The organism is Pseudomonas sp. MUP55, from assembly GCF_034043515.1.
Lineage (GTDB): Bacteria > Pseudomonadota > Gammaproteobacteria > Pseudomonadales > Pseudomonadaceae > Aquipseudomonas.
In genome coordinates this window covers 3,373,078-3,393,643 of sequence record NZ_CP138214.1, presented here as the reverse complement: position 1 = coordinate 3,393,643, position 20,566 = coordinate 3,373,078, and the positions used below count along the sequence as shown (strand labels likewise).

Sequence of the window (20,566 nt, the reverse complement as noted above, 5' to 3'; positions counted from 1 at the left end):
ACGCTCCCGCGTGGGAATGCAGCCCGTGACGCTCTGCGTCACTTGCACCGGGAACGCGGAGCGTCCCAGGAGGCATTCCCACGCAGAGCGTGGGGACGATCATCTCATCGATACAACTAGTCGCTCACACTCGACAGGTGTACGCGGGTTGCTGTGACGGCCTCTGCGGCGGTGAGCTGCGCCGTATCGAGCATGAACGGCGGCTTGTCCCAGGCTTCATATTCATGTGCCAACACCGATTGCCACGTCGGCGGCAATAGTCCTGGAATATCCCCCTCACGGCTCTCGACTCTGCGCCGATGCGCCTGCTGGTCGGAACACACCACCTGAATGTCCACCTGCTTGACGCCTGCCGCCAGCGCCACGGCGTGCCAAGCTTCGCGACTCTCCCTTACCGGGTTCACGCAGTCTGCGACCACCTGCTGGCCCAAGCGCAAGTTGCTCAACGCCAGGGCATTGGCTACGCCATAGCCGCTGGCACCCACATCGCCCGCCAGCACCCCAGCCTCCCGCAGCGCTTGTTCGATCACATCGATGCGCAGGTAAACCGCGCCCATCTGCCGCGCCAGCTCCCTGGCAATCGTGGTCTTGCCCGTGCCGGGCAGGCCGCTGAATACGATAAGCATGGTCCGTCTCCTAACTTCTACAGGGGTGTAACAGCCTTCATTAAGATCGTTCCCACGCTCCCGCGTGGGAATTCACCCCGTGACGCTCTGCGTCACTTGCACCGGGAACGCCGAGCGTCCCAGGAGGCATTCCCACGCAGAGCGTGGGAATGATCAGCCGGCGCCGTCTCCTCGCTTCCACGGGTGTTAGAGTAAGGCTGTTTCGTTCGACTTAAGGACCGTCCATGACCTTGCCCTTCGTGAAGATGCACGCCCACGGCGACGACTTCATCATCATCGACCGCCGTGGCCAGGATAACCCGATCACGGCGCAGATCGCCCGGCGCCTGGGCGATCGACACACCGGTATCGGTTTCAATCAACTGGCGGTGGTCCTCGACTGTGACGACGCTGCCGCCCGCATTCAGTTCTGGAACCCCGATGGCACGCCGCTGCAAACCTGTGGCAGCGCGACACGGGGCGTGGCCGACCGCCTGATGCACGAGGCCGGTACCCAGGCCGTGGTGCTGCGTACCGACCGCGGCTTGCTCACCTGCGTACGCGTCGGTGGGCAGCGGGTGTCGGTGGACATGGGCGAACCTTCGTTGGCGTGGGAGGCGGTGCCGCTGGCCCGGGCGGTGGACACCCGTGCGCTGCCCATCGACGGCGCGCCGGCGGCGTGCGGCATGGGCAATCCGCACTGTACGTTTTTTGTTGAAGACATCACCGCGGTCGACGTCGAAGCCATGGGCCCGGCCCTGGAATATCACCCGCTGTTCCCGGCCAGGACCAATGTGCATTTTGTGCAAGTGATCGAGCGTAACCGCATCCGCCTGCGCATTTGGGAGCGTGGCGGTGGCGTGCCGTTGGGCTCCGGGTCGTGTTGCTGCGCGGCGGTGGTCAATGGTGTGCGCCGCGGGCTGCTGGATGACAAGGTGGAGGTCGAGTGCGACGGCGGCACGCTGACGGTGCAGTGGGACGGGCAGGGCGGGGTGGTACTGACGGGCAACGTGGAGCCGATCATGCAGGGCGCGGCGTACCTGCCTGGAACTTCACGCTGAAGGTGGTGCCTTGCGTTGCGCAGGAGCTCACTGCCACATCGCCGCCGTGCACCCTGGCCAGTTCGCGCACGATATACAGGCCCAGGCCCACGCTGCGGACATCGCTGCCCTGATGGGGGCCGCGGGTCATGGGCTCGAACAGCCCGGCCAGCAACGCCTTGGGAATCGCCGCGCCGTAGTTGTGCACCGAGACTTCACTGCCATCGGCGCTCAGGCGTGAGGCAATGGTGATCGGCTGCTGCAGGTCACCATAGGCCACGCTGTTGGCGACCAGATTGCCAATGATCTGCTGCACCCGGTCGGCGTCAAGGCAAGCGTCGCCATGGCCATGGGCTTGATGCACCAACGTGGCCTTGGGGAAGGTCACCCGCAGTTCGTCCACGGCGCGATCAATCACACTGTGCAAGTCCAGCGGCTGGGCCCTGATGGTGATGCCCTGGCCGACCCGGGCTTGGGTGAAGTCCAGCAGGTCGGCGATCATGCGGTGGGCGCGCTCGGACGATTGGCCGATATGCCCGAGCAACTGATGCTCCTTTGGCGAGTGCTCGCCGCGTCGAAGAAAGTCCGACGCCATGCGGATCGCGGTCAACGGGTTTTTCAAGTCGTGGCTGACAATCGCCACCATCTGTTCGGCGAACAACGCGCGTTGCTGGGCAATGGCATAGGCCTGGCTCAGTTCGGCCTGGGCCTGATGCAGCGCCACCTCGGTGGCGGTTTTTTCCTGTAGCAGCGCTTCGGCCAGCTTGCGTGCGTTGAGCAGTTCGCGCTCGTACTTGTCGCGGTCGGTGGTGCCGAACAGCGCCAGGTCGTACACAACGCCATCGGTTTGCTGACGCTGACTGGCGTTGAACAGCACCGTGACTTTGTGCCCGTCGCGATGGCGGATGTCGAGTTTTACCTCGGTCACGCTGCCATGCATGCGCAGCATCGGCGCCAGATGGGTCTGGTAGAAAATCCGCCCACCCATGGTCAGCAGGTCTTGAAAGCGTTGCCCGTGCAGCTCCACCGCGCTGAGCCCGAGCCAGTCGCTCAGACGCTGGTTGGCGTGCACAATCGTGCCGTCTTCGCGGGTTACCGCCAGGGCGCAGGCGGCGTTGTCGAACAGCGACTCAGCCGGCATTGATGACGGCCCAGGGCGCCAGAAACCGATCCATCGCCGCCGCGCACGCCTGCGGCGCACTCATGTGCGGGCAATGGCCGATATTGTCCACCAGGTGATAGGTGCTGTTGGGCAGCACGGCGTGCAGGTATTCGCCCACGGCCACGGGGGCGATCAAGTCGTCGCTCGACTGCAGGATCAGCACGGGGGTGGTCAGGCCGATCACGTCGGCGCGGTTGTCCGAAAGAAAGGTCACCCGGGCAAATTGCTTGGCGATGTCGGGTTCGGTGCGGCAGAAGCTTTCCGTCAGTTCGCTGCTCAGTTCAGGTTGCCCAGGGGCGCCCATGATCACCGGGGCCATGCTGCTGGACCAGCCGAGGTAGTTGCTGTCGAGGGTGTCGAGCAGGTCTTCGATGTCGTCGCGCTTGAAGCCGCCGACATAGCTCTGGGTGTCGATATAGCGCGGCGAAGGGCCAATCATCACGTGCGCCGCGACCCGTCCCGGGGCGAAGCGGTCGGCAAGGGCGCCGATCATCGCGCTGACCGAGTGACCCACCAGAATCACCGGGCCTTCGGCGTAGGCGTCGATCAGCTCGTTGAGGTCGCGGGCATAACCCTCCAGCGTGCTGTACCTGGCTTTGTCGTAGGCGCCAAGGTCCGAGAGGCCGGCGCCCACCAGGTCATACAGCACCACGCGAAAACGCTCGAGAAAGTGGGGCGCCAGGGAGTTCCACATCGCCTGGTTGCAACCGAAGCCATGGGAAAACACAAGAGTCGAGGAGCCGTTGCCCATCACACTGACGTTATTGCGGTGACGTAGATCCATGGCGTTCTCGTAGATGGCTTATTGCTATGCAGCGTAGCGGCAGTTTAGACAGTCGCCGGCCCTGGGTCACGCGTTTGCGCGTAGATAAGGTAGAGTCGGCGCCTTCAGGAAGAAACTTCAGGTAACAATACATCATGGTGATTCTACGCCAATCCGTCTTGAGCTTGCTGGCGCTGGTGTTTGCCAGTCTGTTGAGCATCGCCCAGGCCGACACGTCGCCCATCGGCGTTGCACTCGACCAACGGGTCATCGACCTGACCAACACCCTCGATTCAAACACCACCTCGCGCCTCAAGCAGCAACTGGCCGACCTTGAACAGCGCAAAGGCGCCCAGGTTGCCGTATTGCTGGTGCCCAGCACGGGCGACGTCAGCATCGAGGACTATGCCAACCAACTGTTCCGCGCCTGGAAGCTGGGGCGCAAGGACGTCGACGACGGCATCCTGCTGGTGGTGGCCAAGAACGATCACACCGTGCGCATCGAGGTGGGGTACGGCCTGGAAGGCACGGTCACCGACCTGCTGGCCCATCGCATCATTGAAGAACGCATCACGCCGGCGTTTCGTCAGGGCGATTTTGCCGGTGGAGTTCAACAGGGGGTCGACGCGCTGACCGTACTGGTGGACGGCGGCGACCTGCCGAAGGTGGCCGGGCCGGGAATCAATCCGCAATTTTTCGCGTTGCTGGCGGCGTTTGTCCTCGGCGGCCTTGGCGGCGTGTTGCTGGCCGCCGGCAAGTTGCACTGGCGCAAGGCAGTGATCGTCGTGGTGGCGGCTACGCTGTTGCTGACGCTGCTGGCGGGCGGGCGGGAATGGCCGATGTTTCTGTTTGTCATGCCGCTGACCCTGCTGATTGGTGGCGCCCTGTTTGGCGCCTTGTGGCAGGCACGTGCGATCTTCTACTGCGTGATCGGACTGCTGGCTTACATCCTCGGGTTGGTGGTGGCAGACCGGTATGTGGACGTCAGTTTTACCCATTGGCTGGCGTGGCCACTGGGTGTGTTGGCTGTGCTGGGGCTGTACCTGGTGCTGCTGCTGATCATGAGGTACACCTGGAGAACCAGCCGCACCGGTTTTGTCGTGCGGCTGCTGGCGGCGCTCGCCGTCTATGGGGTGGCCGGGTGGCTGCTGGATGACGGTCGCGATGGTTGGCTGCTGGCGTTTCCTATCGCCTCGTTTGTGGCATTGCTTATTTTCGGCAAGGTCGGTGAGGGTTCCGGGTCAGGGTCTGATAGTGGGTCCGGTTCGGGCTCCAGCAGCTCCAGTTCCAGCAGCAGCTCGTCCGGTGGCGGGGGTTCCAGTGGCGGCGGCGGGGCGTCAGGGAGCTGGTAGCACGCGCCGCTGCGGTTGCGTCAGGTCTGCCTGACGTATGAAGATTCAATGTGGGAGGGGGCTTGCCCCCGATAGCGATGGACCAGTCACTGATGTGCTGAATGATCCGACGCCATCGGGGGCAAGCCCCCTCCCACAGTTTGATAGCGCTCGGCTCTGGCTCTTTCGAAAACAAGAAACCCGCCAGAGCGGGTTTCTTTAGGGATGAGATCAGGCAGCAGGCAAATCAAAACCGCGCTTTTCAATCACGGTAAACACATCCGCCACGTCCTGGACCATGATCCGAGCGGTATTGGCGACGGTATTGATGTCGTGCTCGGCATAGTCGGATACGTTGGAGCAGGCCATCAGGTGCAGGTAGGCGAGCGCGGCGTTCAGACGTTCGCTGGCACAGGCGTGCAATTGGCTGAGGGGCGCGTCGCTGTCGATCAGCAGCACCGGATAGTCGGTTGCGGTTTGGGACATGGGGGTGAAGCGGCGGGGCGGGTATTGAGTTGTCATAAGGTTCGATTCTATTTGGAGTAAAAGAACTGCCACCTTGCTGCTGCGAAACAGATTGGGTGGCAACTGTGCGCGGGTTCGCAGACCAGGAAGAATCACCCCCGGCAGACCCGAAGGTCTCCCACGCACAGCCGCCATAAACAAGACGCAGGCGGGCACCGCCTGAGGGTCTGATGACTGTGCAGGTTGATTCTATCTTTGTAGGGCTGCGAAACCCCATCGCCGGCCAACGCCAGCGACGGGGCGAACTATAAAGTGACCTTCGCACAGGCGCAACCAAGCGTCTGTATCAGACCCCACCCACCAATTTCCCCCCGTCCATGCGCCGCTTGTAGGCACTGTCCCGACTCGCCAGCCAGAAGTACAGCGGCGACGTCACCACCAACCCCACCACCCAGGACAAATCCGCCCCGTTGATGTGTTCCGAAATCGGGCCGACGTACAGCGGTGTGTTCATGAACGGAATCTGCACCGCGATTCCCATCGCATAGGCCAGCAGCGCCTGGGGGTTGTACTTGCCGTAGATCCCGCCATCCACGCGAAAGATCGAAGCGATGTCGTATTGGCCTTTATGGATCGCGTAGAAGTCGATCAGGTTGATCGCCGTCCACGGCACCAGGACCACCAGCAACACCAGCACCATGTCGACGAAGTGGCCGATAAAGTCTTTGGAGGCAAATACCGCCGCAATCGAGCAGGCGGCCAGCACGATGATGGAGATCACCGCGCGGCTTTTTGCCGTGGGGATCCAGCGGTAGGCGAAGGTTTGTACCAGGGTGATGATCGACAGCACCGCGCCGTACAGGTTGAGGGCGTTGTGGCTGATCACACTGAGCAGGAACAGCACCAGCATCAGCGGGCCGATGGCGCCGGTGGCGAGCTTGACGGCGTCCATGGTGTCCATGCCTACCGGCGTGGCGAGCACGGCGACGGCGCCGAAGATGAAGGCCAGGCTCGAACCCAGCGCAGAGCCCAGGTAGGTGGTCCAGAAGGTGGCCGCGACAGGCACATCGGCCGGCAGGTAGCGCGAATAATCCGAGACGTACGGCGCAAAGGCGATCTGCCACAGCGCAGCCAGGGAAACGGTGGCCAGCCAACCGGAAATATTGAAGCTGCCGCGGGTGAGGAAGTCAGTGGTCTGCACATGAGTGAAGATGTAGCCGAAGCCCAGTACGATGCCGGCGCCAAGTACCCAGGTACCGATGCGGTTGAGCACATGGATGAAGCGATAGCCGATGATGCCGATGATGCCGGAACCGATGGCACCGACCACGATTCCGACCGGCACCGGTACCGCATCGACCACGCCATGCAGGGACTTGCCGGCCAGCACGATGTTGGAGGCGAAGAAACCGATGTACATCACACCGGCAATCACCACCACCAGCAGCGCGCCGAGGGAGCCGAACTGCGCCCGGCTCTGGATCATTTGCGGAATGCCCATTTGCGGGCCTTGCGCCGAGTGCAGGGCCATCAACACGCCGCCGACCAGGTGGCCAACGAGGATGGCGACGATGCCCCACACCAGGTTGAGGTGAAACAACTGCACCCCCAATGCGCCGGTCACGATCGGCAACGGCGCGATGTTGCCGCCGAACCACAGGGTGAACAGGTCTCTTACCTTTCCATGGCGATCTTCCGGGGGCACGTATCCAATCGTGTGTTTTTCGATAAGCGGGGCGCAGGATGTTGCAGTGGTGACCATGATGAGCTCCAAGGCAAGGTGAGTACGTTGACGTACTTCGCTGTGCGCAGCCAGGGCGGCGCTTTGTTGTTGGAGTGATCATCTGCAATGGACACGGGCAGGTAAATTAGTAAGTTTGTTGCTATAGACCTTAAAAAAAGTATCTCGCGGCGATTTTTGCTCCGGTATGTTGCATGGGCTGGAATCGATGAAAAAAGCCGGCCTTTCTTGCACATGTTTGGGGCAAAAGCCCCTGTTTTCTGGAGGCCTTGATGGCTGCCTACAACCTGCGCCAACTCAGATATTTCGTCACCACCGCCGAGTGCGGCAGCGTCGCCGAGGCGTCGCGCAAGCTGTATATCGCCCAGCCGTCGGTTTCCACTGCCATCAAGCAGCTGGAAGACAGTTTTGGGGTGCAGCTGTTTATCCGCCATCACGCCCAGGGCGTGTCGCTGACCCCCAGCGGCGCGCGGTTTTATCGCAAGGCGTTGGAGCTGTTGCGGGTGGCTCATGAGTTCGAGCAGAACGCCCTGGCGGACAATGATGTGGTGGCCGGGCAAATCGATATCGGCTGCTTTGAAACCGTGGCGCCGCTGTACCTGCCGCGCCTGATCGCCGGCTTCAAGGCGCGCTGGCCGGGGGTGGAAATCCGCATTCGCGACGGCGAGCAGCAGGAGTTGGTGCAGGCGCTGACGGCGGGCACCATCGATGTGGCGATGCTGTTCGAGCACGACCTGGGCGGTTCCATCGAGACCACGCCGTTGATGCCGCCGCAGCAGCCGTACGCGCTGTTGCCGGCGGACCACCGCTTTGCGCGCCAGGCCAGGGTGTCGCTGGCCGACCTGGTGCTGGAACCGATGATTCTGCTGGACGTGCTGCCGAGCCGGACCTACTTCGTGAGCATCTTTGAAGAGCGTGGCTTGACGCCCAATATCGTGTTCAGCTCGCCATCGATCGAGATGGTGCGGGGCATGGTGGGGCGCGGGTTCGGCTTTTCTATCCTGGTGACCAAGCCGTTCAGCGAGTACACCTATGACGGACAGAAAGTGGTGTGTATTCCCCTGGCGGAAACCGTCACCGGCTCCGGCTTGTCGGCGGTGTGGCTCAAGCGCGCACCGCTGACCAAGCCGGTGCAGCTGTTCGTGGATTACTGCCGAGAAGAACTGGCTCGGTTGCTGGGCTGATTACGGGGCCAATGTGGGAGGGGGCTTGCCCCCGATTGGGGTGGTTCAGCCAATACATAAGTTGGCTGATACACCGTCATCGGGGGCAAGCCCCCTCCCACAGTTGATTTATGGTGTGTTCAGAGGCGGATGGAATCCAGCATCCGCCGCAGCATTGCATCGCAGCCTGCCAGCTGTTCCAGGCTCACAAATTCATCCGGCTTGTGCCCCTGGTCCATGCTGCCCGGGCCGCACACCACGGTGGGAATGCCCACGGCATCGAACAGCCCACCCTCCGTGCCAAACGCCACGGTGCCAAACTCGCGGGACCCGCAAAACGCCGCGATCAATTCGGCGGCCTGGCTGCGTTCATCGGTGACCAACCCCGGGTAGGCCGACAGCTCGGTGAACCGAATCGAACTCTGCCTGCTCACCGCCTGCATGCGCGGCAGTACCTGCTGCAGGGCGTAGGCTTGCAGTGCCTCGGCCACTTCGCCCGGATCCATCGACGGCAGGGCACGTACTTCAAAATCAAACTGGCAGTCGGCTGGCACGATATTGAGCGCCTTGCCGCCGCTGATCAGCCCGGTTTGCACGGTGCTGAAAGGCGGATCGAAGCGCGGGTCCTGGTGTGCACGCAGCCCTTGGCCGATGCGCCCCAATTCGCCGATCAACTCGGCGGCATGCTCAATCGCATTCACCCCGGACGGCGCATACGCCGAATGACAGGCCTCGCCATGTACATCGCAGCGCATCGCCAACTTACCCTTGTGGCCCAGCACCGGTTTGAGCTCGGTCGGCTCGCCGATGATGCACAGCATCGGTTTCACCGGGCGTTGCGCCAACAGACTGAGCAGCGAACGTACACCGAGGCAGCCGACTTCTTCGTCGTAGGACAGTGCAATGTGCACCGGCCGGCGCAACGGCGCCTTGACCAGCTCCGGCACCAGCGCCAGCACGCAGGCGATATAGCCCTTCATGTCGGCGGTGCCGCGGCCATACAGTTTGCCGTCACGCTCGGTCAGTTGAAACGGCGGCAGCGTCCAGGGTTGCCCATCCACCGGCACCACGTCGGTATGCCCCGACAACACGATGCCGGGCAACTCCACCGGGCCGATGCTGGCAAACAGGTTGGCCTTGCTGCGCGCCTCGTTGTAGACCAGCTCGCAGGTGACGCCGAAGCCCGCCAGGTAATCGCGCACGAACTCGATCAACTGCAGGTTGGATTCGCGGCTGGTGGTGTCGAACCCCACCAGCGTCTGCAGCAACTCACGGCTGCGGCTCATCGATCGTCTCCGGCTACGCCGTAGCCTGGAGAGCGGTCGGGGGCGAGGGCGCGGTCGATGTAGTCCTGCACTTGCGGGCGGTAGGCGTCCCACAGTGTTTGCAATTGGCCAATGGGGGCTTCATCGGCCCAGTCCACGCGCAGGTTGATGATCGGCCAGGTCAGGTCGCCCACCACCACCAGCGCGGCCGAATGCACCGGGCCGGCTTCGCCACCGGCGGCGATGGCGGCATGCATCGCCGCCAGCAGGCGGTCCGCCAACTGGCCTTCGCCGTGTTCGAAGGCACTGACCATTGCCTCGATCACCCCTCGGTGAGCGAGCATATTGCCGGCTGCCACGCACTGCTCGCCGGACACGGCGTTGTGGGTGCCCAGGGTTTCGCTGCCGCTGAAATGCACGCTGCGGCCCAGGTGATCGATCGCCGTCAGTTGCCGGTATTGGCTGTAGCCGTTGCGGGTCAAGGCGTTGTCGATGGCCTCGGCCGGCGTGAGGCCTTGCTCCAGCAGGTCGAGCACGTCCGGGCCAAGGGCCGGCAGCGTGATGTTCTGGGTGGACACCGCACCCACACCCGGGCGCAACCATGGGCAGCGGGCGCCCACGGCGATGCTCGATGAGCTGATGGCGATGCCCAGTTGGCCAGTGTCGGCGCAGCGACCAACGATTGAAAAAGTCATGGCTCGCCTCCTTACTCTGGAATAACCGCGATCACATCGATCTCCATCAGCCACTGTGGCTGGCCCAACGCCGACACCACCAGCCCGGTGGAGATCGGGAACACACCCTTGAGCCATTTGCCGACTTCCTGGTACACCGGCTCGCGGTAGCGCGGGTCGATCAGGTAGGTGGTGGTCTTGACGATATGGCTTAAGTCGCTGCCGGCTTCTTCCAGCAGTTGCTTGACGTTTTTCATCGCCTGTTCGGCCTGGGCACGGGGGTCGCCCAGGCCGATCAGGTGACCGTCGAAATCGGTGCCGACCTGGCCGCGTACGTACACGGTGTTACCGGCACGTACGGCCTGGCACAGGTCGTTGTCCAGGCTCTGGTTGGGGTAGGTTTGCTTGGTGTTGAACATGCGGATGCGAGTGTGGGTAGGCATCGAAAAAACTCCGGCAAGGGGGTCAGGCGCTGACAGGTGACGGGCGAACCACCGGGGCGGCTTCGCGGTACTCAAGGTATTGACGCTGGATGGCGATATGGTCGGCGACGTACTTGGCGTCGTGCCACACGCCCCAGATAAACGACGAGCCACGGCGCGACTGCCAGGGCAGGCCGAGGAAATAGATCCCGGCTTCGCTGGCCACGCCACGCTGGTGCTGGGGCTTGCCGGCTGCATCAAAGGCATCCACCTGGAGCCAGCTGTAGTCCACGGCAAACCCGGTGGCCCAGATGATCGAGGTGATGCCGGCCTGGGTCAGGTTCAGTTCCAGGATCGGATGCTTGATGCAGTCGGCATCCGGGAATACGCGGCGCGCTTCAGGCTCCGGGGGCAGGTCGAGGCCGTTGCGCTCGATGTAGGCGTCGGCCGCATCCAGCAGGGCCAGGTAGTTTTCATCCCCGCGTGCCAGATTCTCCACCAGGTTCGGTTGGAACGTGGCGACGCTGCCGCTAAACGCCTGGGTGAGGCCGACCAGGGTCATGCCTTGCTGGGCCAGCTCACGAAAGTCGATGGTCTTGCCGCCATGGGCGCCGCTCACGGCGATGGTCACGTGCTCGCGGCCGGGTTTCATCGCGGCCTGGTCCCACTCGCCCAACACCCCCAGCCACCAGCAGAAGTCGCGGTGGCGATAGGCGCGCGGCGGGCGGTCGTGGGCACCCACCGACAGGTACACCTGGCGGCCGCTGCGTTGCAGTTCGTCGGCGATCTGTACCCCGGAAGAACCCGCACCCACCACCAGCACGGCGCCTGCCGGCAGTTGGGCGGGGTTGCGATAGTCGGCGGAATGGATCTGGTGCAGCGCGGTGTCTTTCGGCGCAATCGCCGGAATCACCGGCTTCTGGAACGGCCCGGTGGCGGCCACCACGCGGTTGGCTTCGATCACGCCTTCGCTGGTGTGCACGGTAAAGCCAGGGCGATCTTCATTGCGCACCACCGAAGTGACCTCAACGCCCGTGCGAATCGGCGCATTGAACTTGCGCGCATACGCTTCAAAGTAGTCCGCCACGCGCTCCTTTGGCGCGAAACCATCGGGCGCCACATCATCGAATTCCAGCCCCGGAAACCGGTCATGCCAGGCCGGCCCGTTGGCCACCAGCGAGTCCCAGCGCCCGGTGCGCCAGCGCTCGGCGATTCGGCTGCGTTCCAGCACCAGGTGCGGCACGCCGAGCTTGCTCAAGTGCTCGCTCATGGCCACGCCGGCCTGGCCGGCGCCCACCACCAGGGTGTCTGTTTTTATTAGTGCTTGAGTCATGTGATTGTCCTTGCGTCATGCAGTTGGATTCAACGTGGGCATGACTTCAAGGCTAGGGGGAGGGTGGTTTTTAATAAAATATTATTAAGCTTGGGAGTGAGCATAAATATCGGATGCAGCGCATCTTGAGATAGTCTTCGCTGGCGTGATGATCGCTCCACGCTCCGCGTCCCGCCGGCCACTGCGCTCGGGTGACGCAGAGCGTCACGAGCTGCATTCCCACGCAGGAGCGTGGGAACGATCTTTGATCTTGGAGAAGGACAGTGCTGTGCTTAGGATAAAACGCGCCACACCAGCCGACGCTGACGAGGCGTTTGAGATTCGTCGGGAGGCCATTCGCAGTCAGTGCATTGGCGCCTACAGCGCAGAGCAAATGGCGCTCTGGACCCGGGGCTGCGCAAGCGACGGTTACAGCGTATTGATGGAAAAACTCTTCTACATCGGATGGGTGAACGGTGAAGCCGTCATCACCGGCATGCTCGATCTTGCCAACAACGAAATAGGGGCGTTGTTCGTACGGTCCGCATTTACCGGGCGCGGTTATGGCAAAGCCATGCTTGACCATCTGGAGGACGTCGCGCGGCAGCATGCCGTTGCGCAAGTGGTGCTGGATTCGACGTTGAACGCGGTGAGCTTTTATCAAGCGTGCGGGTATGTGGGGCATGAGCAGGCAGTGTATCGCTCGCCAGCGGGATTGGTGTTGGCGTGTGTGCCTATGGTGAAAACGCTTGCACAGAATTCTGATGCGGCAGGCAACCAGAGCGAGTGCCTTGTTACGTCCACTGCAGAGCCGTGATCGTTCCCACGCTCTGCGTGGTAATGCCTCCCAGGACGCTCTGCGTCCCGCTGGCCACTGCACGCAGGTGACGCAGAGCGTCACGGGCTGCGTTCCCACGCGGGAGCGTGGGAACGATCTTGGCGCTTCCCATCAATGCATCTTGCTACGGTCGGTCCAGTGATCGTTCCCACGCTCTGCGTGGTAATGCCTCCCAGGACGCTCCGCGTCCCGCTGGCTACTGCCCGCAGGTTGACGCAGAGCGTAACGGCCACGCGGGAGCGTGGGAACGATCTTGGCGCTTCACTGTGTCTTGAAGGCTGCGCTTAGCCGTTCGATCACTTGGGGCACTGAAGGCCCCTGAATCTGCGGCGGCGCATCGCTCTCGCCAAACTCACGCCACACAAACAACGTCAGCTCGGCCCCATCGGTCAGGTCCCTGGCGAGTGTTTGCGAGCCGAAATTGTGCAGTGCGCGGTAGCGTTCGTCTTGCCAGAACGCTTGCTCTACCCAGTCATAGACGGGGATCAAATGAAAGTGCAGCGCGAACCCCGGCATATGCCCGTAGCGGCTGATATACAACCACTTGGGCTGCAGCTGCGTTTCCATTACCCGTTGGGTTCGGGCGAGCAGGCCGCCCAGTTCGGCCAGTGCGGCGTCGGGCATGTCGGCCAGGGAGGCAATTGGTGCCTTGGCGCCCAGCATCAGGTAGCCGGGCAGTTTTGTAGACTGGTGATGGTTGAGCAGCCAGTGTTCGGTCTGGTGCAGGATGAAGGCGGGGTCGATTGGCATGGGTGCGCGTCCAGGTTGGCTGGTGCAGCAGGATAACAAGTATTCCCCATGTGGGAGGGGGCTTGCCCCCGATGGCGGTGGCTCAGTCACGAATGTATGTGCTGATACTCCCTCATCGGGGGCAAGCCCCCTCCCACATTTCTAACGAGTTCACTTCAATGCATCTTGCTATGGTCCATGTGGCTGTGGTCCATGCCATCCACGCCGCGCGCAGCAGCCTTCACTTCAATGCTTTGCTCTGTGCCCTTGGCGTCTTTTACCGTGAGGGTCAGCGGCACCTGGTCGCCTTCCTTGATCTGGCCGGTCAGGCCCATCAGCATCACGTGGTAGCCGTTCGGGTCGAGGGTCACGGGCTTGCCGGCCGGCAGGGCCACCGCATTCACCGGGCCCATGCGCATGACGTCGTCTTTCATGCTCATTTCATGGATCTGCACGTCCTTGGCCACCGGCGATGCCACGCGCAGCAACTGGCTGTCGCTGTCGGCGGTGACGGTCATGAACGCGCCGCTGGACGGTTGGCCCGGTACGGTGGCGCGCACCCAGGCGTCGGTCACTTGCACCTGGGCGCTGGCATGGGCGGCCAGGCCGAGCAGCGTGAGGCCGAGGATGAAACGCTTGAGGTGGTGAACGGCAGTCATTAGCAGACCTCCATGACGGTGAGCAGGTCTTCTGCGCACTCTTTAGCGGTAAGGGACGCCTGCAAGCCAAGGCGCAGGTTGCCACGGGTATCGAACACGAAACTGGTGGCGGTGTGGGACAGGGTGTAGGTGTCGCCGGCGGGGATCTTTTCATAGAAGATCCCGAACTCCTTGGCGGCCACGGCGATTTCTTCCGGGGTGCCGTAGAGGGCTTCGAAGCTGGGGTCGAAGGCCTTGACGTATTTGTCGAGAATCTCGGGGGTGTCGCGCTCGGGGTCCAGGGTGATGAACACCACCTGCATGATTTCACCGTCGCGGCCCATCAGCTTCTTCGCCTGGGCGGCGCGTGCCAGGGTGGTCGGGCACACCGCCGGGCACTGGGTGAAGCCGAAGAACACCACGGGCATCAGGCCACGGTACGAGCTCAGGGTGACAGTCTCGCCGTCGGTGTTCTTGAGCTTGAAGGTGCGCCCCATGATCTTGTCACTGAGGTCCTTGCCGTACTTGAAATTGAGCTTGGGGCTGTAGTCACAGCCGCCCAGCAGGCTGCCCAGGCCCAACAGGCCCATGCCGGTCAGCACTTTGCGGCGGGTGAATAACGTACTCATCAACTGTGCATCCTGTGAAACGCCTGAATGGCTCTGCTTGCTGCGCACCCGGCTTTGAAAAGGAGTAACGAGAAGGGTGCGGAGTCTACCAACCCTGGCCACCCCGCGTAATCTGCGACGTTCTGCCACAGGGGCGCGCTGCGCTTCATCCTTTTGCGGCTCGGTGGTAGAGTCGCCGCCATGAAATTGAGCCACCCTGACCGTGCGTTGATCGCCTGGGCCCTGTACTTCTGCGTACTGGTGAACCTGTTCGCGTGCGGGTTGGGGCACGGACAGATGATGGGCCAACAGCTCAATGGCATCGGCGGCCAGTTCTGTTCAGTCGACGGCGGCCGGCCGGCAGTTTCCGACAAAGGGTTGGCTGACCCGTCTTCCAGCAACATCTCGAACTACTTTGTCTGCCCGGTGTGCAGCGCCGTCACCGTCGCCATCGTCTTCCTGATCGGCCTGGCCTGGCTGCTGAGCCTCAAGCAAACCCCGCGTGTGGCCCATGAACAACGCAACAGGGCGCCGCCACGTTATGCCTGGCCCTCGGCCAATCCCCGCGCTTCCCCCACGTTCTGACGTATGCCCTGGGCTTCCCGTAACCGGGAGGCGTCCTATCGTCACGATTGTGAGTGCGTTTGATGAACACCCTATTGCCTGCAGGCGCCCGTCGCCTGGTCAGTAAGGCCGACCGACGGCCGCTCGCGGAACCGGTGCTGCCGGACTATCCGAGTAATGCCCGCTGTTTCGTACACCTGGATGCACGCTTGCTGCCGCATTGGCACACCTTGTTCGATGTCTGCCCGGCGTTGCTCAAGCTCGACCCACCGGAAGGCTTGAACCTGTTTCGCAGCTTCATGACCTGGGCGTATCGCAACCGGCCAGCGCTGGACTGGACCTACCATTTGAACGTGTGCCGCTGGCTGCTGGGTTCACCCTACAGTACGCAAATCGGTGACGAACCTATCGAAGCCTTCATGGCCGCCGCCGCGCGCTGGATTCTCACCGACGACAGCCAGGCCTCAGGGGTTGCCCTGAGCTGGCGAAACGTGAGGGTGTTGGATTGGAAAGGCGCCGCTTCAACAGCCGCAGAGCGGCAGGTATCTGCGGCGCCTGACCTGGATTTCGCCTGGTGCCCGTTGAGTGAGCGAGGCGCGTTCGGCGAGTGGTTGCCGGTACCGTAAAAGGTCTGGGTGATCCTTGCGAAGGATAACGCGACAGGACCTGATGGCAGGCCTGTCGCGAGGGCATCACGCGGCCAATGGCTTGCTAGCCATCGACTTCTTATAGGCCGCTTTCATCGCTTCCATCTCGGCCCCCAGATCATCCAGCAGCGCCTTGCCCAACAGTTTCTTGGCTTGAGGAAACATCTCGCTTTCCTCTTCCTCGATGTGGTGCTCCAGCAGCTCTTTAACCACTTTCACGCGACCGGAAAATTCGGTGGATGACGGGTCGGTCTGCTTCAGGTCGGGCAGCACCAGCGAATCGACGGTGCGGTGTTCCTCCTTGGCTTCGTGGTACATGATCTCCTGTTCCTTGCCGCCGGCTTTCTTGAAAGCAGGGTAGAGAATCTCTTCTTCCAGCTTGGTGTGCAGGGTGATTTCCATCTCCAGCTTGGCCAGCAACTCGGTGCGTTTTTTCACCCCGCGCTCGGTGGATTCGCTCAGTTGGGTCAGCAGGGCCTTGACGCGTTCATGGTCGGCTTTGAGAAGGTCGATGGCATTCATGTGGAACCTCACGGGTAGTCGTCGGGCATGTCGAAACGCACGCCTCGTGAGTAATGAAATGCATCAGGCGTACCAGTTTTAGCGTCTTTTAAAAGCTCTTTAAAATCAGCGGCATAGGCTCGATAGAACGTTTCGTTGTCGTGCAGCTTGCATGATTGGGCGTTAAGTGGATTGCACAACGCCGATCTGCCGATGCCGCACCTTCAGCGACAGGCCTCGTTTCGAAAAAATCCAATGGAACCCTTGGCGCTTCTGCTTGACCTAACCTTTAGACCTCAGGAGGTGAAGCATGGAAATAAACTATATCTGGATCGCATTGGCGGTGATTTTGCTGCTCTTGGAATTGTGGGCGATCAATACCGTATTGCGCAGCACCGGTGGCTGGGAATCCAAGGGGTTGTGGCTGGTGGTGCTGATCTTCGTACCGCTGCTGGGGCTGATTGCCTGGGCGATGTTCGGGCCCAAGCGTGAGATGGCGCAACAGCGCAAAAACTGAAAAACCCGCCATAAGAAAACAGGCGCCCCATGGGGCGCCTGTTTTTTTTGCAGGTTACGGATCAGCCAGCGACAGCCTTGGCAATCGCCTCGTTGAACGCCGGCAAATCGTCCGGCGTGCGCGAGGTGATCAAGGTCCAGCCGTTGGCCGTGCATACCTGCACCTGAGCATCGACCACGCTGGCAGCGCCGGCGTTTTCAAGGTCGATACGCACGCTTTTATACGCGGTCAGGGTCTTGCCCTTGACCACGCCGGCGTCGATCAGCGTCCACGGGCCGTGACAGATCGCAGCGATGGTCTTGCCGGCCTGGGCGAACTCATTGATCAAGCGCAGCGCGGCGGCATCCTGGCGCAGGGTGTCGGCATTCACCGTACCGCCGGGAATGACCAGTGCGTCGAAGTTGCCGCTGACCACGTCCGACAGTTGCACGTCGGACTCCACCGTCTGGTCCTTTTCGGTATCGCCGACAAAGGTCTGGGTGATCCCGCCTTTGCTGGACGCGTGGGTTACCGTCGCGCCGTAGCCGCGCAGGGCTTGCAACGGCTTGAGCAGTTCATCGCGCTCGATACCGGTGTTGGAGGTGATGACGAGGATGTGCTTACCGTTGAGTTGCGAACTCATGGTCGAGTGCCTCCTTGGGTCATGGGTGGATTACTTGGCGTGTTTGGCTTGCAGTTCCTTGGCCATCTTCAGGTGCGCTTCAAGGGTCGGCAGGGTCTTGGTGGCGAAGGCCTTCAACTCCGCGTTGTCCGAGGATTCAGCTTCCTTCTTGAACAGGGCGACGGTGGTTTCGTGGGCGTTGACCTGGTTGTTGGCGTACGCCTTGTCGAAGGATTCATCGCGCATTTCCAGGATGGCTTTCTTCGCCTTGTCCGTCAGGGCGGCGTCATCCGGCACTTCGATATCCAGCTTTTTCGCCAGTGCCATCAGTTCTTGATTGGCCTTGGTATGGTCATCAATCATATGTTGCGCGAAGGTTTTCACGTCCGCCGAACTGCTTTTTTCCAGGGCCAGCTTGCCGGCTTCCACTTCGGTGATACCGCCTTGGGCGGCATTGTCGACAAAGTCGTTGGACGTTGCGGCCATTGCGGCGGAAATCGAGCCTGCAACCAGTGCGAATGTCAGGCCCATTTGTTTCATCAGTCGAGTCGTCATGGTGTCTCTCCTTGGAAATGGCGTGATGCCGTTACCTGACTGTTGAACCGAGACCTGCGCAAAAGGTTTAAATTTTTTTTACACGAATTGACTCAACGGCCAGACGCGGCAATTTCCTTGAACTAATGCAATTCACCGCGGTTCTGCTGCATAGGGTCGCCGCTCCCGGTGGCCTGTTATTGACCAGGAGATTGCACTGTGACCGATCACACGCCTGACGATAAAACCCCCGCGCCCATCAGCTCTGAAGACACGCAAAAGGGCAATGCCGACGGCGCCAAAGGGCAGACGCTGGAACGCCCCAACCCCAGGACCGAAACCATCGACAAGGTCGTCACGCCTACCTCGATCAAGGACATCGAACGCCAGACCGATGCCATCAACGAGAAGCTCAGCAAGGGGCAGTGAGCATGGCCCGTTCCATCAGCGCGGCGCAATTGGGTATCGAGCTCAAGCCTGACGATGACAGCAGCCTGTTCAAGTGGTTTATCGCCAGCTTTCTGATGGGCAAGCGCATTCAGGCGCCCATTGCCGCGCAGGCCTACAAGGTGATCGTTGAAGAGGAGGGCCGCGACACCGCACGCAAGTTGCAGCACTGCACGTCGCGGGAGTTGGTGGCCATGTTGGGCCGCGCGCACTACGTGCGCTACGACGAAACCACCGCGCAGCGCCTGTTGGACCTGAGCGCCAAGCTCAACGCCGATTACAGCGGCAGCATCACGCGGATGGTGCAGGCCAGCGATAACCGCCAGGCGTTCGAAAACCGCCTGGCTGAATTTGACGGTGTCGGCCCCAAAACCATCGAGATTTTCATGCGCGATGCCGCCACGGTATTGTTTTGACCGCACCTTTGTATGTGGGCTGCGCCGGCTGGAGTTTGCCTCGCGAACATTGGCCGGCCTTCGCCGAGCAAGGCACGCATTTGCAGCGCTATGCGTCGCGTTTCAACGCGGTGGAAATCAACAGTTCGTTTTATCGGCCCCACTTGCCCAAAACCTATGAGCGTTGGCGTGAGTCGGTGCCCGAGGGGTTTCGTTTCTCCGTCAAGGTACCCAAGCGAATCACCCATGAACTGCGCTTGCAGCAATGTGGCACTGCGTTGGACGAGTTTCTCGCCCAGTGCCTGCAACTGAACGAGAAGCTGGGCTGCCTGTTGGTCCAGCTGCCGCCTTCCCTGAGTTTTGAACGGCCGGTTGCCCAGGCTTTTTTCGAGGCGCTGCGCCAACGCTTTGCCGGCACCGTGGTGCTGGAACCGCGGCATGCCAGTTGGCTCGCGGCGGGAGCCTTGCTGCAGGCCTTCGAGATTGCCTGGGTCACTGCCGACCCTGCGGTGATCGATGCAGGCGAGGCCTGGCAAGGCGTGCGCTATTGGCGCCTGCACGGCTCGCCGCGGATTTATCACAGCGCCTATGGGCACGATCGGGTGCAGGCTTATGCACGGTCGTTACAGCAGTCGATTGAGGCGGGCATTCCCACTTGGTGCATTTTCGATAACACCGCCAGTGGCCACGCGGTGGCCGATGCCCTTGACCTACTCGGCGTCCATCCGCAGCACGTGCAGGCCTGATTGCTCGTAAGCCTCGACACCGGGTGCATCCCACTCGGTAATCAGCGTATGGATGCGGTTGCACGGCGCCACCACAAAGGGCTCCACCGCACCAAGCTTGTCCGAGGTAGTCACGGCCACCACCTGGGAGGCGCTGTCGAGCAAGGCTTGCTTGACGGCCACTTCAGCAAAATGCAGTGACGTGATGCCCACTTGCGGATGCAGTGCGCACACGCCGGTGAACAGCAAGTCAGCCTTGATGCTCTGGATCAGGCGCAGCGCTTCATGGCCGCCAGTGGAGAGGGTGATGGGGTTGAGTTGACCACCGGCCAGGATCACGGTCACGTGGGGGTGGTCCGCCAGCGCAATGGCAATCATCGGCGATGGGCTGACCACGGTCAGGTGGATGGAGTGGGGCAATGATCGGGCGATCTGCAGGGTGGTGGAACCGGAATCGAACAGCACGATCTGGCCGTCTTCAACCTGCTGCGCGGCCAACTGTGCCAGGCGCCGCTTGACGTCATCGGTCTCGCCGACACGGGTGAAAAAATCCTTGCCAGTGTCCCTGGGCCGGGGCAGGGCACCGCCGTGTACGCGCTGCAACAGGCCAGCGGCGGCGAGTTCGCCGAGGTCGCGGCGGATGGTGTCCTGGGACACGGCGAAATGCTCGACCAGCTCGGACGCCGTGACTTTGCCGTCGCGCTCCAGCAGCAACAGAATCTTTTGTTTGCGCAGGGAAGGCAGGTCGATGGCGTGGTGGTTGTTTTGCATGTTTGTGCGCTTTATTGCGGGTTTGTGCAAGATTAAGCGCCGGCCTGTCCAAACGCAACGACTGGTTGCCCGAGCCATCGCCGGTTACTCTCTGGGTTCAGTTCAGGG

The 20,566-nt window shown here is 61.8% G+C and carries 26 protein-coding genes; 10 read left to right on the top strand and 16 right to left on the bottom strand.

Annotated features, from left to right (window positions below):
- Positions 1-116: 116 nt before the first annotated feature.
- Positions 117-626, bottom strand: a complete 510-nt coding sequence (locus SC318_RS15250) for a P-loop nucleotide/nucleoside kinase family protein (protein ID WP_320427462.1) — start codon at positions 624-626, stop codon at positions 117-119.
- Positions 627-850: 224 nt separating this feature from the next.
- On the opposite strand from SC318_RS15250, the gene dapF reads away from it, so the two are divergent.
- Positions 851-1,666 (top strand): diaminopimelate epimerase, encoded by an 816-nt coding sequence (gene dapF, locus SC318_RS15245; protein WP_320427461.1) that lies wholly within the window; start codon positions 851-853, stop codon positions 1,664-1,666.
- On the opposite strand, the gene SC318_RS15240 is transcribed toward dapF, so the two are convergent.
- Together SC318_RS15240 and SC318_RS15235 are read right to left on the bottom strand one after the other, a co-directional pair.
- The gene (locus SC318_RS15240) at positions 1,626-2,786 is read right to left on the bottom strand and encodes a PAS domain-containing sensor histidine kinase (RefSeq protein ID WP_320427460.1); all 1,161 of its coding nucleotides are present in this window, start codon (positions 2,784-2,786) and stop codon (positions 1,626-1,628) included. The two genes, dapF and SC318_RS15240, sit on opposite strands and share 41 nt — an antisense overlap.
- Positions 2,776-3,591 carry an alpha/beta fold hydrolase gene (locus SC318_RS15235; protein ID WP_320427459.1) on the bottom strand — a complete coding sequence of 272 codons (816 nt, stop codon included), beginning with the start codon at positions 3,589-3,591 and terminating at the stop codon, positions 2,776-2,778. Before SC318_RS15235 ends, SC318_RS15240 begins: the two co-directional genes overlap by 11 nt.
- A gap of 131 nt (positions 3,592-3,722) precedes the next feature.
- On the opposite strand from SC318_RS15235, the gene SC318_RS15230 reads away from it, so the two are divergent.
- The gene (locus tag SC318_RS15230; protein ID WP_320431245.1) at positions 3,723-4,922 is read left to right on the top strand and encodes a TPM domain-containing protein; all 1,200 of its coding nucleotides are present in this window, start codon (positions 3,723-3,725) and stop codon (positions 4,920-4,922) included.
- Between the two features lie 210 nt (positions 4,923-5,132).
- On the opposite strand, the gene SC318_RS15225 is transcribed toward SC318_RS15230, so the two are convergent.
- Positions 5,133-5,423: a fructose-bisphosphate aldolase gene (locus SC318_RS15225; protein WP_320427458.1), complete on the bottom strand. Its 291-nt coding sequence runs from the start codon at positions 5,421-5,423 to the stop codon at positions 5,133-5,135.
- 289 nt (positions 5,424-5,712) lie between these two features.
- Positions 5,713-7,128: a purine-cytosine permease family protein gene (locus SC318_RS15220; RefSeq protein WP_320427457.1), complete on the bottom strand. Its 1,416-nt coding sequence runs from the start codon at positions 7,126-7,128 to the stop codon at positions 5,713-5,715.
- A 251-nt stretch (positions 7,129-7,379) separates the two neighbouring features.
- On the opposite strand from SC318_RS15220, the gene SC318_RS15215 reads away from it, so the two are divergent.
- Positions 7,380-8,291, top strand: a complete 912-nt coding sequence (locus SC318_RS15215; RefSeq protein ID WP_320427456.1) for a LysR family transcriptional regulator — start codon at positions 7,380-7,382, stop codon at positions 8,289-8,291.
- A 119-nt stretch (positions 8,292-8,410) separates the two neighbouring features.
- Here the strand turns inward: SC318_RS15215 and argE are convergent, their stop codons facing one another.
- Genes argE through SC318_RS15195 form a run of 4 tightly spaced genes read right to left on the bottom strand, consistent with a single transcriptional unit; the run spans position 8,411 to position 11,964 of the window.
- Positions 8,411-9,556: an acetylornithine deacetylase gene (gene argE / locus SC318_RS15210; RefSeq protein WP_320427455.1), complete on the bottom strand. Its 1,146-nt coding sequence runs from the start codon at positions 9,554-9,556 to the stop codon at positions 8,411-8,413.
- Complete coding sequence (locus SC318_RS15205; RefSeq protein ID WP_320427454.1) at positions 9,553-10,230, bottom strand: DUF1028 domain-containing protein; 678 nt, start codon at positions 10,228-10,230, stop codon at positions 9,553-9,555. Before SC318_RS15205 ends, argE begins: the two co-directional genes overlap by 4 nt.
- Positions 10,231-10,241: 11 nt before the next feature.
- Complete coding sequence (locus SC318_RS15200; protein ID WP_306493360.1) at positions 10,242-10,652, bottom strand: RidA family protein; 411 nt, start codon at positions 10,650-10,652, stop codon at positions 10,242-10,244.
- Between the two features lie 22 nt (positions 10,653-10,674).
- The gene (locus tag SC318_RS15195) at positions 10,675-11,964 is read right to left on the bottom strand and encodes a flavin-containing monooxygenase (RefSeq protein WP_320427453.1); all 1,290 of its coding nucleotides are present in this window, start codon (positions 11,962-11,964) and stop codon (positions 10,675-10,677) included.
- Positions 11,965-12,232: 268 nt separating this feature from the next.
- On the opposite strand from SC318_RS15195, the gene SC318_RS15190 reads away from it, so the two are divergent.
- Positions 12,233-12,760, top strand: coding sequence for a GNAT family N-acetyltransferase (locus SC318_RS15190; protein ID WP_320431244.1), 528 nt, complete (start codon positions 12,233-12,235; stop codon positions 12,758-12,760).
- 282 nt (positions 12,761-13,042) lie between these two features.
- Here the strand turns inward: SC318_RS15190 and SC318_RS15185 are convergent, their stop codons facing one another.
- From SC318_RS15185 to SC318_RS15175, 3 genes are all read right to left on the bottom strand, one after another.
- Positions 13,043-13,531 carry an HIT family protein gene (locus tag SC318_RS15185; RefSeq protein WP_320427452.1) on the bottom strand — a complete coding sequence of 163 codons (489 nt, stop codon included), beginning with the start codon at positions 13,529-13,531 and terminating at the stop codon, positions 13,043-13,045.
- A 155-nt stretch (positions 13,532-13,686) separates the two neighbouring features.
- A complete protein-coding gene (locus SC318_RS15180; RefSeq protein ID WP_320427451.1) occupies positions 13,687-14,169 on the bottom strand; it encodes a copper chaperone PCu(A)C in 483 nt (160 codons plus the stop codon).
- On the bottom strand, positions 14,169-14,777 hold the full coding sequence (locus tag SC318_RS15175) for an SCO family protein (RefSeq protein ID WP_034106413.1): 609 nt from the start codon (positions 14,775-14,777) through the stop codon (positions 14,169-14,171). The genes SC318_RS15180 and SC318_RS15175 overlap by 1 nt, the downstream gene beginning before the upstream one ends.
- A gap of 180 nt (positions 14,778-14,957) precedes the next feature.
- Here SC318_RS15175 and SC318_RS15170 point away from each other — a divergent pair, with 180 nt between their 5' ends.
- On the top strand, positions 14,958-15,341 hold the full coding sequence (locus tag SC318_RS15170; RefSeq protein ID WP_320427449.1) for a DUF2946 domain-containing protein: 384 nt from the start codon (positions 14,958-14,960) through the stop codon (positions 15,339-15,341).
- Positions 15,342-15,403: 62 nt separating this feature from the next.
- Positions 15,404-15,946, top strand: coding sequence for a putative natural product biosynthesis protein (locus SC318_RS15165; RefSeq protein WP_320427448.1), 543 nt, complete (start codon positions 15,404-15,406; stop codon positions 15,944-15,946).
- Between the two features lie 66 nt (positions 15,947-16,012).
- Here the strand turns inward: SC318_RS15165 and SC318_RS15160 are convergent, their stop codons facing one another.
- Entirely contained in the window at positions 16,013-16,489 is a 477-nt protein-coding gene (locus SC318_RS15160) for a PA2171 family ribosome-binding persister protein (protein WP_124386998.1), read from the bottom strand.
- 289 nt (positions 16,490-16,778) lie between these two features.
- Here SC318_RS15160 and SC318_RS15155 point away from each other — a divergent pair, with 289 nt between their 5' ends.
- The gene (locus tag SC318_RS15155; protein WP_306493354.1) at positions 16,779-16,985 is read left to right on the top strand and encodes a PLDc N-terminal domain-containing protein; all 207 of its coding nucleotides are present in this window, start codon (positions 16,779-16,781) and stop codon (positions 16,983-16,985) included.
- A 61-nt stretch (positions 16,986-17,046) separates the two neighbouring features.
- Here the strand turns inward: SC318_RS15155 and SC318_RS15150 are convergent, their stop codons facing one another.
- Positions 17,047-17,607 carry a type 1 glutamine amidotransferase domain-containing protein gene (locus SC318_RS15150; RefSeq protein ID WP_124386996.1) on the bottom strand — a complete coding sequence of 187 codons (561 nt, stop codon included), beginning with the start codon at positions 17,605-17,607 and terminating at the stop codon, positions 17,047-17,049.
- A gap of 30 nt (positions 17,608-17,637) precedes the next feature.
- Positions 17,638-18,141: a DUF4142 domain-containing protein gene (locus SC318_RS15145; protein ID WP_320427447.1), complete on the bottom strand. Its 504-nt coding sequence runs from the start codon at positions 18,139-18,141 to the stop codon at positions 17,638-17,640.
- 198 nt (positions 18,142-18,339) lie between these two features.
- Here SC318_RS15145 and SC318_RS15140 point away from each other — a divergent pair, with 198 nt between their 5' ends.
- From SC318_RS15140 to SC318_RS15130, 3 genes are read left to right on the top strand one after another with little or no spacing between them, the layout of a single operon-like run.
- Positions 18,340-18,549 (top strand): hypothetical protein, encoded by a 210-nt coding sequence (locus SC318_RS15140; protein ID WP_306493351.1) that lies wholly within the window; start codon positions 18,340-18,342, stop codon positions 18,547-18,549.
- A 2-nt stretch (positions 18,550-18,551) separates the two neighbouring features.
- Positions 18,552-18,983: a DNA methylase gene (locus tag SC318_RS15135; RefSeq protein WP_320427446.1), complete on the top strand. Its 432-nt coding sequence runs from the start codon at positions 18,552-18,554 to the stop codon at positions 18,981-18,983.
- Complete coding sequence (locus SC318_RS15130; protein ID WP_320427445.1) at positions 18,980-19,708, top strand: DUF72 domain-containing protein; 729 nt, start codon at positions 18,980-18,982, stop codon at positions 19,706-19,708. The genes SC318_RS15135 and SC318_RS15130 overlap by 4 nt, the downstream gene beginning before the upstream one ends.
- On the opposite strand, the gene SC318_RS15125 is transcribed toward SC318_RS15130, so the two are convergent.
- Positions 19,673-20,458 carry a DeoR/GlpR family DNA-binding transcription regulator gene (locus SC318_RS15125; protein ID WP_320427444.1) on the bottom strand — a complete coding sequence of 262 codons (786 nt, stop codon included), beginning with the start codon at positions 20,456-20,458 and terminating at the stop codon, positions 19,673-19,675. The two genes, SC318_RS15130 and SC318_RS15125, sit on opposite strands and share 36 nt — an antisense overlap.
- Positions 20,459-20,566 lie beyond the last annotated feature (108 nt).

What these genes read in the sequence shown, in the direction of transcription:
- SC318_RS15250 (WP_320427462.1), bottom strand. Translation starts at nt 626, where the DNA reads ATGCTTATCGTATTCAGCGGCCTGCCCGGCACGGGCAAGACCACGATT.
- dapF (WP_320427461.1), top strand. Translation starts at nt 851, where the DNA reads ATGACCTTGCCCTTCGTGAAGATGCACGCCCACGGCGACGACTTCATC.
- SC318_RS15240 (WP_320427460.1), bottom strand. Translation starts at nt 2,786, where the DNA reads ATGCCGGCTGAGTCGCTGTTCGACAACGCCGCCTGCGCCCTGGCGGTA.
- SC318_RS15235 (WP_320427459.1), bottom strand. Translation starts at nt 3,591, where the DNA reads ATGGATCTACGTCACCGCAATAACGTCAGTGTGATGGGCAACGGCTCC.
- SC318_RS15225 (WP_320427458.1), bottom strand. Translation starts at nt 5,423, where the DNA reads ATGACAACTCAATACCCGCCCCGCCGCTTCACCCCCATGTCCCAAACC.
- SC318_RS15220 (WP_320427457.1), bottom strand. Translation starts at nt 7,128, where the DNA reads ATGGTCACCACTGCAACATCCTGCGCCCCGCTTATCGAAAAACACACG.
- SC318_RS15215 (WP_320427456.1), top strand. Translation starts at nt 7,380, where the DNA reads ATGGCTGCCTACAACCTGCGCCAACTCAGATATTTCGTCACCACCGCC.
- argE (WP_320427455.1), bottom strand. Translation starts at nt 9,556, where the DNA reads ATGAGCCGCAGCCGTGAGTTGCTGCAGACGCTGGTGGGGTTCGACACC.
- SC318_RS15205 (WP_320427454.1), bottom strand. Translation starts at nt 10,230, where the DNA reads ATGACTTTTTCAATCGTTGGTCGCTGCGCCGACACTGGCCAACTGGGC.
- SC318_RS15200 (WP_306493360.1), bottom strand. Translation starts at nt 10,652, where the DNA reads ATGCCTACCCACACTCGCATCCGCATGTTCAACACCAAGCAAACCTAC.
- SC318_RS15195 (WP_320427453.1), bottom strand. Translation starts at nt 11,964, where the DNA reads ATGACTCAAGCACTAATAAAAACAGACACCCTGGTGGTGGGCGCCGGC.
- SC318_RS15185 (WP_320427452.1), bottom strand. Translation starts at nt 13,531, where the DNA reads ATGCCAATCGACCCCGCCTTCATCCTGCACCAGACCGAACACTGGCTG.
- SC318_RS15180 (WP_320427451.1), bottom strand. Translation starts at nt 14,169, where the DNA reads ATGACTGCCGTTCACCACCTCAAGCGTTTCATCCTCGGCCTCACGCTG.
- SC318_RS15175 (WP_034106413.1), bottom strand. Translation starts at nt 14,777, where the DNA reads ATGAGTACGTTATTCACCCGCCGCAAAGTGCTGACCGGCATGGGCCTG.
- SC318_RS15170 (WP_320427449.1), top strand. Translation starts at nt 14,958, where the DNA reads ATGAAATTGAGCCACCCTGACCGTGCGTTGATCGCCTGGGCCCTGTAC.
- SC318_RS15165 (WP_320427448.1), top strand. Translation starts at nt 15,404, where the DNA reads ATGAACACCCTATTGCCTGCAGGCGCCCGTCGCCTGGTCAGTAAGGCC.
- SC318_RS15160 (WP_124386998.1), bottom strand. Translation starts at nt 16,489, where the DNA reads ATGAATGCCATCGACCTTCTCAAAGCCGACCATGAACGCGTCAAGGCC.
- SC318_RS15155 (WP_306493354.1), top strand. Translation starts at nt 16,779, where the DNA reads ATGGAAATAAACTATATCTGGATCGCATTGGCGGTGATTTTGCTGCTC.
- SC318_RS15150 (WP_124386996.1), bottom strand. Translation starts at nt 17,607, where the DNA reads ATGAGTTCGCAACTCAACGGTAAGCACATCCTCGTCATCACCTCCAAC.
- SC318_RS15145 (WP_320427447.1), bottom strand. Translation starts at nt 18,141, where the DNA reads ATGACGACTCGACTGATGAAACAAATGGGCCTGACATTCGCACTGGTT.
- SC318_RS15135 (WP_320427446.1), top strand. Translation starts at nt 18,552, where the DNA reads ATGGCCCGTTCCATCAGCGCGGCGCAATTGGGTATCGAGCTCAAGCCT.
- SC318_RS15125 (WP_320427444.1), bottom strand. Translation starts at nt 20,458, where the DNA reads ATGCAAAACAACCACCACGCCATCGACCTGCCTTCCCTGCGCAAACAA.